The organism is Streptomyces sp. NBC_01775, assembly GCF_035917675.1.
In the GTDB taxonomy this organism is placed as follows: Bacteria; Actinomycetota; Actinomycetes; order Streptomycetales; family Streptomycetaceae; genus Streptomyces.
The window spans coordinates 4,961,909-4,977,450 of the sequence record NZ_CP109104.1; the positions used below are offsets into that span (position 1 = coordinate 4,961,909).

Genomic DNA, 15,542 nt, shown 5'->3' on the forward strand with positions numbered 1-15,542 from the left:
CCTCCTCCCGTGGCCCGCCCCCTTCCCTTCCCTCCTCTCCCGCGGCACTTACCTCCCCCCGAGGCCTCCCCGAGGCCTCCCCGGCCCTTCCCGCGGGGCCGCGTCCGACGAAAACCCCCGGCTGCCGCAGGCCGGGACGGGGACAATGGGGAGGTGCGGTATCTGATCCTGGGGGCCAGCGAGGCTCACGACGAGGCGGGGCGGCCTCTCCCGCTGGGCGGGCAGCGGCTCCGGGCGCTGCTCGCCGCGCTCGCCCTGCGGGCGGGCAGCAGCGCGCCGGTCTCCCCCGAGACGCTGATCAGCGAGGTGTGGGCGGACACCGAGTCCGACACGATGCCCGACAACGCTCCCGCCGCGCTCCAGGCACTCGTCGGCCGTCTGCGCAAGGTCATCGGCAAGGACGCCATCCTCTCCTTCCCGGGCGGCTACCGGCTGCGCACGGGCCCGGAGGCCGACGAGGTCGATCTGCTGCGCTTCGAAGGGCTGGTCGCCCAGGGCGAGCGCGCCCTTGAGGACGGAGACCCCGGGACGGCCGCCGAAGTGCTGCGCGAGGCCCTCGCCCTGTGGCGCGGCCCCGCGCTCGCCGACCTGCCCGACCGCGCCTCCCCCGCGGCCCGCGCCGAGGCCCTGCGCCAGACGGCCCTCCACCGCCGCTTCACCGCCGACCTCGCCCTGGGCCGCGCGGCGCACATCCTGCCCGAGCTGCGGGAGCTGACGGCCGAGCGCCCGCTGGACGAACCGCTCCAGGCGCTCTTCATCCGAGCCCTGCGCGACAGCGGGCGCTCGGCCGAGGCCCTGACGGTGTACGAGTCCGTACGCAAGGACATAGCCAACCGCCTCGGCGCCGACCCCGGCCCGGAACTGCGCGCACTGCATGTCCAGTTGCTCGCCGCGAACATGGACGGGGCTGCCTTGTGGGGGCTGTCGGGGCCGTCGAACCGGCCCCATACGCGCCCTGGGGCCGGCGGTCCCCCGCGCGACGGTCCCCCGCGCGGCGGCTCCGCACGCGGCGGCTCCGCTCCTGGCGGCTACGCGAGCGAGCCCGTTCGCGACGGGACCGAGAACTCCCCCGTTCGTGACGGGACCGAGAACGCCCCCGTTCGTGGCGGCCCGACGCACGCCCCCGCCGAGGGGGCGGCGAACGGCCCGCCTCGGGACGGGCCCGTCGACGACCGTGCCCACGGCGGCTCCACGGACGATCTCCCACACGACGACTCCGTGAGCGGCCCCGCCCCCGGCAGCTCTGGGAACGGGCACGTTCCCGATGACGCCCTCAGCGGTCCTGCCCGCGAGGGCGTCGCGAATGCGAGCGGTCCTTCGCGAGGCGGCCCCGTGCCCAGCGGTCCCGGAGAAGGGTCACCCCGGCCCACCCGGCCGCCCGGCAACCTGCGGGCGCGCCTTACCAGCTTCGTCGGGCGGGAGTCCGACCTCGCCACCATCGGCGGGGATCTGTCCGGCTCGCGGCTGGTCACCCTCACGGGGCCCGGGGGTTCGGGCAAGACCCGGCTCGCCGAGCAGGTCGCGGCCATGGCGGGCGCGTCAGAGCTCACGCCGTACCCCGACGGCACCTGGATGGTGGAGCTGGCGCCGCTCGACCATCCCGCCGCTCTCCCCGGTGCCGTCCTCAGCGCGCTCGGGCGGCGCGAGACCGCGCTGTCGACGGCCGCGACCGAGGGCACCCGCTCCCACCCCGGCGACACCGACGCCACGGCCCTGCTCGTCGAGCACCTGGAACACCGTCGTCCGCTCCTGGTGCTGGACAACTGCGAGCACCTCATCGACGCCGCAGCGACCCTCGCCGAGACGCTCCTGGCCCACTGTCCCGGCCTCACCGTCGTGGCCACCAGCCGCGAGCCCCTGGGCGTGCCGGGGGAGACGGTCCGCCCGGTCGAGCCGCTGCCACCCGCCTCGGCACACCGGCTGTTCGCCGACCGCGGCGCCGTCGCGCGCTCCGGCTTCCGCACCGGCGAGGACCCCGAGGCGGTCGCCGAGATCTGCCGCAGGCTGGACGGCCTCCCGCTCGCGATCGAGCTGGCCGCCGCCCGGCTGCGCTCCCTGACCCCACGTCAGATCGCAGACCGGCTCGATGACCGCTTCCGGCTGCTGACCAGCGGAAGCCGCACCGTACTGCCCCGTCAGCAGACGTTGCGCGCCGTCGTCGACTGGTCCTGGGACCTGCTGGACGAGCGCGAACGCACGGTCGTACGGCGGCTGTCGGTCTTCGCGGGCGGCTGCACCCTCTCAGCGGCCGAACACGTCTGCGCCGACGGCTCATTGCCCCAGCGCACCCAGCCCGGAGGCGCCCAGCCCGGAGGAACCGCGTCCGGAGGGACCGCGTCCGGAGGCAGCACGTCCAGAGGTACCGCGTCCGGAGACGGAGACGGCGACACCGATTCCGTATCCGCCGACGACGTGCTCGACCTGCTCTCCACCCTCGTCGACAAGTCGATCCTCGTCCCGGATCCGCCGCCCGCCCTGTCCGGCACCGGTATGCGCTACCGCATGCTGGAGACCATCCACGACTACGCCCGCGAGCGCGCCGTCGAACACCCCGCGGACCGCGCGGCGGCGGAGGCCCGGCACACCGAGCAGATCCTCCGCTTCGTCACCGCCGCCGAGCCCCGCATCCGCTCCGCCGAGCAGCTCACCTGGCTGCCCCGCATCGAGGCCGACCTCGACAACGTCCGCGCGGCCCTCCACCGCTGTTTCCAGCGCCGGGACCGGGACACACTGGTGACCCTGGTCCATTCCGTGGGCTGGTTCTGGTGGCTGCGCAACTACCGCGACGAGGGTGCGCACTGGGTCGCGGCCGTCCTGAGCCTCCTGCCGGACGCCGCCGAGGAGCGCGAGGAGGAAGAAGAGACGCTCTTTCGCGAGTTCCAGTTCCTGGAGTACTTCCTGATGTCCGAGCACTACACCCAAGAGCTGCCGGCCGACCCGGAGCGCCAGGCCGTCGCCGCCGAACTGGTCGAGGCGTTCAAGAAGCCCGGACCGGTCACCGCCCGGTTCCCCGGCCTGCTCTGGCCGTTCATCGAATCTCTCCCGGAGGGCAGTAAGGGCGTCGCCGCGCTCATGGACGACTCCGTCGCCAACTGCCGCCGCTACAGCGCGCCGTGGGAGCTGGCCGTGGCGCTGCTCTTCCGCTCACATGTGCGCATCGGCACCCCTGGCGGCCTGCACCGCACGACGGAAGACCTGGTGGAGGTCACCGCGCTCGCCGAGAGCACGGGCGACCGCTGGCTGCTGAGCCAGGTGTGCGGACTGCGCGCCGAGATCGCCATCCAGGAGGGCCGCTACGACGACGCGCGCGCCGAGTGCGAGACCGCGCTGCGCTACGCCCAGCAGCTCGGCGCCCTCACCGAGATCCCCATCCTGCTCACCCGGATCGCCGACATCTGGTTCCGACGCGGCGATACGGCCCAGGCCGACAAGCTCGCCCGGCGCGCCATCGAGGACGCCGACCGACTCGGTGTCAGGGACGCGCAGACCCTGGGGATGTTCCTGCGCGCGGTCGCCGCCGCCGAGGACGGACGGATCGCTCAGGCGCGCGAAATGTATGTCAGGAGCCGCGCTTACGCATCCGTGGGCACCCCGCCCGCGATGTTCGAGATCATGATGCGGACGCTGGACGCCCGCATCACCGCGAGCGAGGGCGACGGCGGACCGCGCGAGGCCATCCGAAAGATCAGAACGGCGCTGCGCATCGGGCTGGAGGTCGAGGTCGCCGAAATCGTCCTCAACACCGGCCTGCTGACCGCCGGATACATCCTGCACCTCGACGGACGGCACGAACTGGCCGTACGGTGCGCCGACGCCGCGCGGGCGCTGCGCGGCGGACTGCCCGCGAGTGTGCCCGAACTACGGATCGACGGCACGATCCGCGCCTATGCCGCCGCCGGACTCCCCGGAGGAGCGCCCCCGGCGCGGGAGACGCCGCTCACGCCCGGCGAGGTGCTCGCACACCTGGAGGCGGTGTGCACGGAACTGGCGGACGACGAACGCTGAACGCTGAACGGGCGGACGAGGAAGGCTGGACCGGGGGACGCGGAACGCTGGACCTGGGGACGAGGGGCACTGGACCGGCCCCGATCGCGGGCCGCCCGCTGAGTTCCCGTTCCGGCGGTGCCCCGGCGGTGCCCCGACAGAGCCCCGCTCCGCTGAGGCCCAACCCCCTTGAGCCGGCGCTCCTGAGACAACGCCCTACCGGCACGCGATCTGCGAATGCGCCCAGTCGGCCAGCGCGATCCGGTCCACAGGAGTGCGCGGCTCGACCACCAGCCGGATCGACTTCATCCCTGCCAGCGGCACCCGCACCGGGACCGGCGCCTGGCCCCTGCGGACGTACCCGGACCGCCACAGCCGCGCCCCGTCGCCGTACACCGAGAAGCGCACTGCGCGTCTGCCGAGCGTCATGTCGTCCACACCGGCGAGCGCCGAGTAGCTGGTGCACGGCCTGTTGAGGTCGATCGTCACGGATGCGGGCGTGTGCACGCTGACGCCGTGGCTGTAGCGCTTGTCGCCGATGCCCATGCCCCAGCGCTGCCACAGCCAGTTGCTCGCCACGGTGCGCACGGTGGGTCCCTCGCGCTTGGCGCCCGGGCTGAGGAGGTCCCACTTCAGCTCGTTGAGCTTGTGCCGGGCGGGTGCGGGAGCCGGTGGTGCGGGCGGCGCGGGTGGGGGAGCCGACGGCTCGGGGCGTGGCTTGCCGGGCAGGTCGGAGGGCGGTCGGTGAGTGGGGGCCGGAGGCTTCGGCCGCGGCTTCGCGCCCGGGACCGGCTTGCTCTTATGGGCTGCCGGCTCGGCCTCGGGCGGTCGCTCGGGCGCGGGCGCCTCCCGCGTCCGCTCAGGCGGCGGTCCGGGCTTGTGCCTGGGCTTGTGCTTGGGGTCCGGCTTCGGCTTCGGCCTCTCGGGCGGCTGTTCGGCCGTGGGCGGCGCGGACGGCCTGGCCCGGGGCTTCTTGCCGGCCTCGGGGCCACCACCGGAGAGCGCGTACGCGAGGACGGCACCGGCCGCCACGGTCACGCCCACGCCGATGCCGATCTTCGCCGGCGCTCCCAGGCCCTCGCACGCCGCACCCCCGGCCGCCGCGCTCCCTGAACCGCCCACCCCTCCTGCGGCACTCGCCCCTCCCGCCGCGCCGGCCCCGGCGCCCCCGGCGCCCCCGGCGGCTGCGGCAGCTCCGGCGCCGCCCGCCGCGGCTGCCGCGCCGCCTCCGCCGACCAGCGCGGCGAACGCCTTGGCACCGCCCGCCGTCGCGAACCAGCCGATGAGGGCCACAGGCACCAGCAGCCTGATGTGCTCGTTGAGGTCCTTGACCTCCAGTGCGGCCTGGCTGCACGCCGGGCACCGCGCCAAGTGCCGCCTCAGCCCCAGCTCGGCCCGCATCCGCAGCCCGCCGCGCGCATAGGCGCCCAGCCGGTCGGCATACCGCGCGCAGTCGCCGCCCGACGTACGGGCCCGGCTCACATGGGCCTGGAGATACGCCTGCTTGAGGTTCTCCCGCGCCCGGTGCGCGGCCGTCGCCGTGGCGCCCTTGGACTTGCCCAGCAGCGGCGCCACCTCCTGCGGCTTGGCACCCTCGATCGCCGTGTGCCACAGCAGCATCTGGTCGTGCTCGGACAGGCTCTTGAACGCCTGGACGACCAGCGTCTGCTCCGCCTCCTGCATCGCCCGCACATCGGCGCCCAGATCGAGCGTGTCCGCGTCCGACGCCGTGGCGGCGCCGGCCGCCGACTGCGCGAACACCGCGAAGTCGTCGACCAGCTGTTCCCGCCGCCGGGTGCGTGCCCAGGCCGCCGCCACATGCCGCACGGAGGTCAGCAGATAGGCCCGCACCGAGGTCTCGGGCCCCTTGCCGCCGCGTACGGCCTGGAGGGTGCGCGCGAAGACCTCGTTCGTCAGGTCCTCCGCCGTGTGCGAGTCCCGGCAGCACGTACGGGCGTAGCGCCGCACCGGCTCCGCGTGCCTGCGATACAGCTCCTCGTACGCGGCGGCGTCGCCCTCGCGCATGCGGGCGATCAGCAGCGCGTCCGAGGCCGCGTCCGAGGTGCGGTCCGCCGAGGGCGGGTCGGAGGTCCGGGGCGGCCCGAAGCGCGGGAGAGGACCCCGCCTGCGCTGTTCGGGTACGCCGCCCCTGGCGTGCCGGGTGCTCTCTCTGCGAGAGGGGCCGCCTTGCCCGGGTACCTGACGCGAAGGAAGTCCGGCCTTCCGCTCCGGCCCCCGCTCCTCGTCAGCACCCATAGCTGCGGCCCCGGTACACACCGTCACTGCGGAACATCGCGTCAGCGTGCCACAGCCCCACCGGACGGGAACCCGACAAGCACATCAACCACTCGACCGGGGCGGTTCGTACAGCAGCACGACCACCCCGGACCCGGTGGCGGACACGACCTCGCCCGGTGCTCAGCGCGAGGGACGGGAGCGCAGCCCTTCCAGCAGGATGTCCAGCAGCCGGGTGGACGCGGCGGCCTGCTGTGCGGCGTCGGGCAGCGAGGGCGCCGCCGTGGCGATCACCAACAGCACGTCCCCGACGGTCACATCCGGCCGCAGCTCACCCGCTTCCCGGGCCCGTTCCACCAGCCGCCCGACCACATCGAGCAGTTCGGCGGCGCCCGGGTCCTCGTCGAGCGCTTCGTAGCCCGCGTCCCGCTCCGGTATCGCGGCGGGTGCCTGCCGCTCCACCAGCCGCAGCCCCGGCTGTCCGTCGTGCTCGGGGACGATCGGAGCGCGCTGCTGAGGCACCCGCACCGAGCTGTCCATCCAGCCTTCCGCACGCAGTATCCGAGGCGGCAGCAGGCGCCCGGCACCCGAGGCGACGGACGTGCGCAAGAAGCGCGAGAGCGCCGACCACGGCTCGTCCTCCTGCCCCAGCGCCGCGCGCGCCTGCTCCGTCAGCCGCGCGGTCTCCTCCTCCGCTATGCGCCTGACCAGCACGTCCTTGCTCGGGAAGCGCCGGTAGACCGTCCCGACGCCGACGCGCGCGCGGCGGGCGACGTCTTCCATCGGCGCGCCGTAGCCGAGCTCGCCGAACACTTCCCTGGCCGCGCGCAGTACGTGTTCCAGGTTGCGCTGTGCGTCCACCCGAAGCGGTGTCGACCGCGGTGAAACCGCCACCACGTCCCCTGCCGGAGCGCCTGCCTCCGTCGGGCCTGTGCCCTGGGGCGCCGCTATCGGATTCCTGTCCCCTCCGAGGCCGGCCGTGCCCGGAACGGCACGGCTTTCCGATACGGCGGAGACCGCCATCGGTGCCAACTGAGAGCTGTGAATACCCTGAATGTGCATCGTGTTCCCCCGGTAATCCCGTGTCTCCCCCCGGAGACCCCCGCGTCTGCGGACGGGATGCGGTGCACTGGTCGTCACATGTCGCACCCCGCTGGGATACGAACATAGTTGAGCCCACGAGATGAGAGAAGGGGGCGGTTCCGCCCCGGCATTCCACCCCTCGGTCCACAGGCCCGTCAGACCCTGTCCCGGCGCCTCATACGCTCCCCTCACGCCCCCGGTGACCTGGGACGATCTGCCTCCGGGGGGCACCGGAAGCACAACCCGTGTCCGGCGCACGGCAGTCACATGATTCACGTGACCTGTGGACAAACCCGGGGCTGAGGGTGCGTCATGGTCAAGTGAGGAAGGCCATGAGGGAACCTGCGCACATCCTCGTCGTCGGCGGCGGCTACGTCGGCATGTACACGGCCCTGCGCCTACAGCGCAGGCTCAAGCACCAGCTGAGAGCCCGGCCCGACGGCGAGGCGGACGTCACGATCACGGTTCTGGACCCGGATCCGTACATGACGTACCAGCCCTTCCTGCCCGAAGCCGCCGCGGGCTCGATCTCGCCGCGCCATGTCGTCGTGCCGCTCCGCCGCGTACTGCCCGCCTGCCGCATCATCGTCGGCGAGGCCCGCAGCATCGACCACAAGCGCCGAGTCGCCCACGTCACCACGCTCGCCACGGCGGACGCGGACGCCGCCCGCGCGGCGGGTGCGGCAGGTTCTGCGGGCAGCTCGGCCGAACAGGGGCCTGCGGGCAGTTCGGCCGAAAGAGGTAAGGACGGCGCCCCGGCTCCCCAGACCCTGGAGCTGCCCTACACCGAACTGGTCCTCGCGCCCGGCTCCGTCTCCCGCGCCCTCCCGGTCCCCGGACTCGCCGAGCACGGCATCGGCTTCAAGACCGTCGAGGAGGCCATCGGCCTGCGCAACCACGTGCTCGAACAGCTCGACATCGCCTCCTCCACCCGCGATCCCGCCGTCCGGGACGCCGCGCTCACCTTCGTGTTCGTCGGCGGCGGATACGCAGGGGTCGAGGCGCTGGCCGAGCTGGAGGACATGGTCCGCTACGCCTGCCGCTACTACCACAACGTCTCGGCGGAGGACCTGCGCTTCCTGCTCGTCGAGGCGAGCGACCGGATCCTGCCGGAGGTCGGCGAGGAGATGGGTGCCTACGCGCTGCGCGAGCTGCGCGCCCGCAACATCGACGTCCGCCTGGAGACCCGCCTCGACTCGTGCGAAAAGCGGGTCGCGGCCCTCAGCGACGGCTCCCGCCACCCGGCCCGCACCCTGGTGTGGACGGCCGGCGTCAAGCCGCACCCGATCCTGGCCGCCGCCGGCCTGCCCCTGACCGGGCGCGGCAGGCTCGTCTGCGAGTCCACGCTCCAGGTGAAGGGCACCCCGCACGCCTGGTCGGCGGGCGACGCGGCGGCCGTCCCCGACCTGACGGCCCTGCCCGACCCCGCCACAGGCCCGGAGGCGGCCACTGACACGGCCCCCGGCGCGGAGCCGCCCACGTGCGCCCCCAACGCCCAGCACGCCGTCCGCCAGGCCCGCCGCCTCGCGGACAACCTCGCCGCCTCCCTCGACGGCCAGCCCCTCACCCCGTACCGCCACGCCCACGCGGGCTCCGTCGCATCCCTCGGTCTGCACAAGGGAGTCGCGCATGTGTACGGACGAAAACTCAAGGGCTACCCTGCCTGGTTCATGCACCGCGCCTACCACCTCAGTCGCGTCCCGACGTTCAACAGAAAGTCACGGGTGCTCGCCGAATGGGTGCTCTCCGGCCTCTTCAAGAGGGAAATCGTCTCCCTCGGCTCCCTGGAACACCCCCGCGCCGAGTTCGAACTGGCGGCGGGCACGGGGCGACGCCCAGGCACGAGTTGAGGGTCCGGCGCGGAACTCCCCGCCGGACAGCGGCGTCTGACGAATGTCGGCACGGTGGGCCACACTGGACGTGTGACGATGGGTGGGCCCACGTCTGCGAAGAGTGACCCCGCATAAGAACCCCGAGCACACACGACCACGCGCAAGCGCACAGCAGAGCGACCTGAGCGACCGAGCGAACGCAGCGAACCACACAAGGAATCGGACGACGTGAACTTCACGCGCTGGAGCGCCCGACTGCCCGGCACACAGCGGCGCACCGCTGCCGCCCAGGCGGCGATAGAGGCGCAGCAGCCCGCGTCCGACACCGCCACGGGCCAGGACGGCACCCAGGAGGCGGCGGACGACGCCTCCGACGCCGACCCCGGCCCCCTCATCGACGTCCAGGCCCCGGTCCCGGACCGCACCGACGAGGCGGCAGGCTCGGTGGTGGCCCAGCCGCAGCCCGGCCACGAGCAGGACACCCCCACAGTCCCCGGCGCACGCCACCGCCCGCGCGCCGAGGGGGCCGACCGTACGAAGACCACCGGGAACGCCGGGAGCACCAAGGCCAGCGGGACCAGCGAGAACAACGAGAGCGCGGAACGCACCGGGCGCGCCGGGGCCGAACCCCACACGCAGCAGCGCGGCATCGACGCACTGTCCGTGTACGAGCTGCTCGGCCAGGTGCCCGCGCTCGCCGCCGTCGTCCACGGCCCCGACCACCGGATCGGCTTCGTCAACGACACCTACGCCGCGGTCTTCGGACCCCGGCCCACCGGAGCGGCGGCCCGCGAGGCCCTGCCCGAGCTGGTCGAGCTGGGCCTGCTGCCGCTCATGGACCAGGTCCTGCGCAGCGGCCGGCCCCGCACGGTCAAGTCCCGCAAGGTGGCGGGCCACCGCCGCCCGGGCCCCCGCGACGGCTACTACACCTTCACCTGCACCCCTCTCACCACATCGGGTGACAGCGGCGTGCTGATCTTCGCCGCCGACGTCACCGACCAGGTCGAGGCCGCCGAGCGCCTGCGCGCCAGCGAGCGCCGCCAGCGCGAGGCCGCCGTCACCCTCCAGCGCAGCCTGCTGCCCCAGGAGTTGGAGCAGCCCGACGACCTGCGCGTCGCCGCCACATACCAGCCCGGCGGCACGGACGCGGCCGTCGGCGGCGACTGGTACGACGTCATCACCCTCGGCGCCGGCCGCACAGCGCTGGTGATCGGCGACGTCATGGGCCGGGGCGTACGGGCAGCGGCCGTCATGGGCCAGCTCCGCACCGCCGTACGCGCCTACGCCCGCCTCGACCTGCCGCCCCACGAGGTCCTCCAGCTCCTGGACGGCCTCGCCGCGGAGATCGACGCCAACCAGATCGCCACCTGCGTCTACGCCGTACACGACCCCAACGAGGGACGACTCAGCTACGCCTCGGCCGGCCACGTCCCCGTCCTCGTACGCGACGCCGAAGGCACCGTCCACCGCGCGGGCGACCACACGGGGCCGCCACTGGGCACCGGAGGCTGGCTGCACACCTCCGGCAGCCTCCCCCTCGGCCCCGGCTCGACCGCCGTCCTCTACACCGACGGTCTCATCGAACGCCGCGACGCCGACATCGACGAGGGCGTCGAAGCGCTGGAGCGCGCGTTCGCCGGAGCATCCGGCTCCCCCGAGATCATCTGCGACCGGCTGCTGCGCGCCCTCGGCATCACCGCCGAGCACGACGACGACGTGGCGCTCCTCGTCCTCCAGCACCCGGCCCGCACGGGCCCGGACGCCGAGCTGTTCCACAACGCGGCGCTCGACCTCCTCGGCGGCACCGAAGCGGCCCCGCGCGCCCGCGCCTTCGCCTCCGGAGTGCTCGCCTCCTGGCGCTTCCCGACCGAGCTGCGCGACCTGGGCGTCCTGGCCGCCAGCGAGCTGGTCGCCAACTCCCTCCAGCACGGCACCCCGCCCATGCGGCTGCGGCTGCGCCGCACCGACCGCCGTCTGATCGTCGAGGTCACCGACGGAGACGAGCACCTCCCACGCCGCCGCCGCGCCGAACCGGCCGACGAAGCGGGCCGCGGCATCTCCATCATCGCCACCATCGCCTCGGCCTGGGGCTCCCGCAGAACCCCGGGCGGCGGCAAGGCGGTCTGGTGCGAATTCGCCCTCCCGGGCAGATAGCCGACGACACACCTGCGCCCCTCCCCGATTCGACCGGGGAGGGGCGCAGGTGTGCGAAGGACCGGAGCCGCTTCAGGCGGCGGTAGCCACCCGGCCGGCTGCGGCGTCCGCACCGGATGCCTCGGACTCCGCCCCGGCACAGGGGCCGCCCCGGGCCACCACCACGGAGGCGGGCCGGTCCTGGCCCACAGAGAGGCGCCGCCCCAGGACGAGCGCCAGCACGGCGATCCCCAACGAGCACAGCACCAGCATTCCGACGTAGACCCACCAGGCCCCGGCGGCGGCCATGAGCCCGCCAATGGCCGGGCCCACCGCCAGCGCCAGCTGTTTGACCAGCGCGAACGCCGAGTTGTACTGCCCGATGAACCGTGCGGGCGCCAGGTCGGCCACCAGCGGTGCCATGGTCGGCGAGAGCATCGTCTCGCCGATCCCGAACAGCGCGTACGTCCCGATCAGCAGCGCGGTCGCCACGGCCTGCGCCCCGTGCACCAGCCCGGAAGCCCCTGCCCCGAGCCATGCGACGGTCCAGATCAGACCGACCACCGCGACGACCCGGCTGCGCCGCCGCCGCTCGACCAGCCGCAGCACCACGAACTGCGCGAGCACGATCATGGCGGTGTTGGCAGCCAGCGCGATCCCCAGCGTCGCGGTCGAGATCCGCGTGACCTCCACCGCGTACGCCGACAGCCCGGACTCGAACTGCCCGTAGCAGGAGAAGAAGACCACGAACCCCAGCACACACAGCAGCACCATCGAACGGTCCCGCAGCAGCACGCCCCAGCCGGAGCCACGCGCGCTCCCGCCCGAGGAGACCGGAGCGCCCGGCTGCTCCGGCCGCGCCACCCGCACCGTGACCAGGACGGTCAGCAGCACGAGGAACATCGTCGCCTCGATGGTGAACAGCAGCGTGAAGCTCGACGGGTCGCTCTCGTCGACCAGCAGCCCACCCAGCAGCCCGCCGACGCCGAGCCCCAGGTTGTTGAGGAAGAACTGAGTGGCGAAGGCCCGCGACCGCGTCCCCGGCGTCGAACACCACACGATCATGGTGGCGAGCGCGGGCTGGAGCACGGCGATGCCGGCGCCCATCAGCGCCGAGGCGGCCAGCACGGTCGGCGCGCTGGTCGACAGCCCGAACCCCAGCGCGCCCAGCGCGGCTGCGACCGCCCCGATGACGACCATCACCAGCGGCCCGCTCCGGTCGATCACCCGCCCCGTGAAGGGCAGCACCAGCAGCGCGGCAGCGGCGAACGCCGCCAGTACCGCGCCCGCCGTCCCATCGCCGAGATCGCGCACCCGCGCGACGTATACGAAGAGGAACGGCACCGTGAAGCCGTTGCCGAACGCTGCCAGCGCGTTACCGAGCTGGATCCGCCGCAGCGCGGCGGCCATCGCCGTGGTCACACTCACCTGCCTGGATCGTGAAGAGGGTCAGAGGGGAAGACTTCGAAGCTAAACTTCGATGCTAAAGAATACACACGGCAAGCGTTTAGGGCCAACGCGTTGCCATGGGATACTCCGCACATGCCGGACCGACAACCGACGCTCGACGAACAGATCGCGATCTACCAGCGCGAGTACCGCGACCTCGACCCCCAGGTCGAGAAGGTCGTCAACGCGCTCAGCCGTCTCGACCGGCGCATGAGCGTCGCCTACGGACGACAGCTGGCCACCCTCGGCCTCAGCAGCCCCGAGTGGGAGGTCCTCAAGGAACTGGTCATGGCCGGCAGTCCCTACCAGCTGTGGCCCGGCACCATCGCCAAGCGCCTGGGCCTGACCCCCGCGGCCATGACCCACCGCATCGACCGCATGCTCACCCAGGGCCTGGTCACCCGGGAGCGGGACATGGACAACCGGGTCCGCGTCATCATCGGCCTCACCGACACCGGCCGGGAGAAGTGGCTGGAGGTCATGCGCATGGCCTCCGTTTTCGAGGAGGACCTCCTCCAGGACCTCTCCACCCAGGAGCGCGGCCAACTCGGCGAACTGCTCACCCGTCTCCTGCGCCGCGTCGAGCACGCCCAGCCGGACGCGGGCGGACGCCTCACGGACCTCGACTGACCCTTAATGGCCTCTACTGGCCCCGAAAAACCGCGAGTTGGAGCCGGAACGGCTTCAGTTGACACCATCCCACGTGATCCGTAAGGTTCACCGAGTTGCCAGGGAGCCTTAACGGTTCTCCGGCGGCTCTCCCGCCACTCCGGCGGAATCCACTACTTCAGTGTGATCTCCCCTCGCAGGGGTCTCTTCGGCATGCCGAATTCTTTTGCGGAAGGCTCGATTTTGAGCCCGGGAGGGAAATCCTCTAAAGTAGCGGTCAGCCGGAAGGCGCCCCGCCGACAGGGGAATCAGAATCGGAAACGACCCGGAAACGGACCGGAAAAGATCTGATAGAGTCGGAAACACCGAAAGGGCAGCGCCCGGAGGAAACCCGGAAGGGAATCCAAAGGAAGCGTCCGTTCCTTGAGAACTCAACAGCGTGCCAAAAGTCAACGCCAGATATGTTGATACCCCGACCTACCGGGTTTCCGGTGGGTTGAGGTTCCTTTGAAGAAACACACAGCGAGGACGCTGTGAACCGGGGGATTATTCCTCTCCTGGTTCCGCTCTCGTGGTGTTGTACCGGTGGTGGATTCGTCTGCTGGCCGAGTAAACATTCACGGAGAGTTTGATCCTGGCTCAGGACGAACGCTGGCGGCGTGCTTAACACATGCAAGTCGAACGATGAAGCCTTTCGGGGTGGATTAGTGGCGAACGGGTGAGTAACACGTGGGCAATCTGCCCTGCACTCTGGGACAAGCCCTGGAAACGGGGTCTAATACCGGATATGACATCCTCCCGCATGGGAAGGGTGTGGAAAGCTCCGGCGGTGCAGGATGAGCCCGCGGCCTATCAGCTTGTTGGTGGGGTGATGGCCTACCAAGGCGACGACGGGTAGCCGGCCTGAGAGGGCGACCGGCCACACTGGGACTGAGACACGGCCCAGACTCCTACGGGAGGCAGCAGTGGGGAATATTGCACAATGGGCGAAAGCCTGATGCAGCGACGCCGCGTGAGGGATGACGGCCTTCGGGTTGTAAACCTCTTTCAGCAGGGAAGAAGCGAGAGTGACGGTACCTGCAGAAGAAGCACCGGCTAACTACGTGCCAGCAGCCGCGGTAATACGTAGGGTGCGAGCGTTGTCCGGAATTATTGGGCGTAAAGAGCTCGTAGGCGGCTTGTCACGTCGGATGTGAAAGCCCGGGGCTTAACCCCGGGTCTGCATTCGATACGGGCAGGCTAGAGTTCGGTAGGGGAGATCGGAATTCCTGGTGTAGCGGTGAAATGCGCAGATATCAGGAGGAACACCGGTGGCGAAGGCGGATCTCTGGGCCGATACTGACGCTGAGGAGCGAAAGCATGGGGAGCGAACAGGATTAGATACCCTGGTAGTCCATGCCGTAAACGTTGGGAACTAGGTGTTGGCGACATTCCACGTCGTCGGTGCCGCAGCTAACGCATTAAGTTCCCCGCCTGGGGAGTACGGCCGCAAGGCTAAAACTCAAAGGAATTGACGGGGGCCCGCACAAGCAGCGGAGCATGTGGCTTAATTCGACGCAACGCGAAGAACCTTACCAAGGCTTGACATATGCCGGAAAACCCTGGAGACAGGGTCCCCCTTTGGGTCGGTGTACAGGTGGTGCATGGCTGTCGTCAGCTCGTGTCGTGAGATGTTGGGTTAAGTCCCGCAACGAGCGCAACCCTCATTCTGTGTTGCCAGCGTGCCTTTCGGGGTGACGGGGACTCACAGGAGACTGCCGGGGTCAACTCGGAGGAAGGTGGGGACGACGTCAAGTCATCATGCCCCTTATGTCTTGGGCTGCACACGTGCTACAATGGCCGGTACAATGAGCTGCGAAGCCGTGAGGTGGAGCGAATCTCAAAAAGCCGGTCTCAGTTCGGATTGGGGTCTGCAACTCGACCCCATGAAGTCGGAGTTGCTAGTAATCGCAGATCAGCATTGCTGCGGTGAATACGTTCCCGGGCCTTGTACACACCGCCCGTCACGTCACGAAAGTCGGTAACACCCGAAGCCGGTGGCCCAACCCCCTTGTGGGGAGGGAATCGTCGAAGGTGGGACTGGCGATTGGGACGAAGTCGTAACAAGGTAGCCGTACCGGAAGGTGCGGCTGGATCACCTCCTTTCTAAGGAGCATCTTGCTGCCGCAAGGCAGTCAGGGGCCACAACGTCAGCGAGTGTCTGACGGTGGTTGCTCA

Annotated in this window: 7 protein-coding genes and 1 rRNA gene; 5 read left to right on the forward strand and 3 right to left on the reverse strand. The window is 71.2% G+C overall.

Features of this window, described 5'->3' with window-relative positions:
- The first annotated feature begins 153 nt into the window (after positions 1-153).
- Entirely contained in the window at positions 154-4,005 is a 3,852-nt protein-coding gene (locus OHB04_RS22080; RefSeq protein ID WP_326808107.1) for an AfsR/SARP family transcriptional regulator, read from the forward strand.
- Between the two features lie 195 nt (positions 4,006-4,200).
- On the opposite strand, the gene OHB04_RS22085 is transcribed toward OHB04_RS22080, so the two are convergent.
- On the reverse strand, positions 4,201-6,240 hold the full coding sequence (locus tag OHB04_RS22085) for a sigma-70 family RNA polymerase sigma factor (RefSeq protein ID WP_326808108.1): 2,040 nt from the start codon (positions 6,238-6,240) through the stop codon (positions 4,201-4,203).
- 162 nt (positions 6,241-6,402) lie between these two features.
- Positions 6,403-7,281: a TetR/AcrR family transcriptional regulator gene (locus OHB04_RS22090; RefSeq protein ID WP_442814917.1), complete on the reverse strand. Its 879-nt coding sequence runs from the start codon at positions 7,279-7,281 to the stop codon at positions 6,403-6,405.
- A gap of 353 nt (positions 7,282-7,634) precedes the next feature.
- On the opposite strand from OHB04_RS22090, the gene OHB04_RS22095 reads away from it, so the two are divergent.
- Together OHB04_RS22095 and OHB04_RS22100 are read left to right on the forward strand one after the other, a co-directional pair.
- Entirely contained in the window at positions 7,635-9,152 is a 1,518-nt protein-coding gene (locus OHB04_RS22095) for an NAD(P)/FAD-dependent oxidoreductase (protein WP_326689437.1), read from the forward strand.
- 210 nt (positions 9,153-9,362) lie between these two features.
- On the forward strand, positions 9,363-11,288 hold the full coding sequence (locus OHB04_RS22100) for an ATP-binding SpoIIE family protein phosphatase (RefSeq protein WP_326808109.1): 1,926 nt from the start codon (positions 9,363-9,365) through the stop codon (positions 11,286-11,288).
- A gap of 72 nt (positions 11,289-11,360) precedes the next feature.
- Here OHB04_RS22100 and OHB04_RS22105 read toward each other — a convergent pair whose 3' ends face one another.
- On the reverse strand, positions 11,361-12,689 hold the full coding sequence (locus OHB04_RS22105; protein WP_326809494.1) for an MFS transporter: 1,329 nt from the start codon (positions 12,687-12,689) through the stop codon (positions 11,361-11,363).
- A 120-nt stretch (positions 12,690-12,809) separates the two neighbouring features.
- On the opposite strand from OHB04_RS22105, the gene OHB04_RS22110 reads away from it, so the two are divergent.
- On the forward strand, positions 12,810-13,346 hold the full coding sequence (locus OHB04_RS22110; protein WP_326689439.1) for a MarR family winged helix-turn-helix transcriptional regulator: 537 nt from the start codon (positions 12,810-12,812) through the stop codon (positions 13,344-13,346).
- Between the two features lie 595 nt (positions 13,347-13,941).
- A 16S ribosomal RNA gene (locus tag OHB04_RS22115) occupies positions 13,942-15,470 on the forward strand.
- Positions 15,471-15,542 lie beyond the last annotated feature (72 nt).

Bases quoted from the DNA above. Each gene is read 5' to 3' on its own strand.
- OHB04_RS22085 (WP_326808108.1), bottom strand. From the start codon at position 6,240: ATGGGTGCTGACGAGGAGCGGGGGCCGGAGCGGAAGGCCGGACTTCCT.
- OHB04_RS22090 (WP_442814917.1), bottom strand. From the start codon at position 7,281: ATGCACATTCAGGGTATTCACAGCTCTCAGTTGGCACCGATGGCGGTC.
- OHB04_RS22095 (WP_326689437.1), top strand. From the start codon at position 7,635: ATGAGGGAACCTGCGCACATCCTCGTCGTCGGCGGCGGCTACGTCGGC.
- OHB04_RS22110 (WP_326689439.1), top strand. From the start codon at position 12,810: ATGCCGGACCGACAACCGACGCTCGACGAACAGATCGCGATCTACCAG.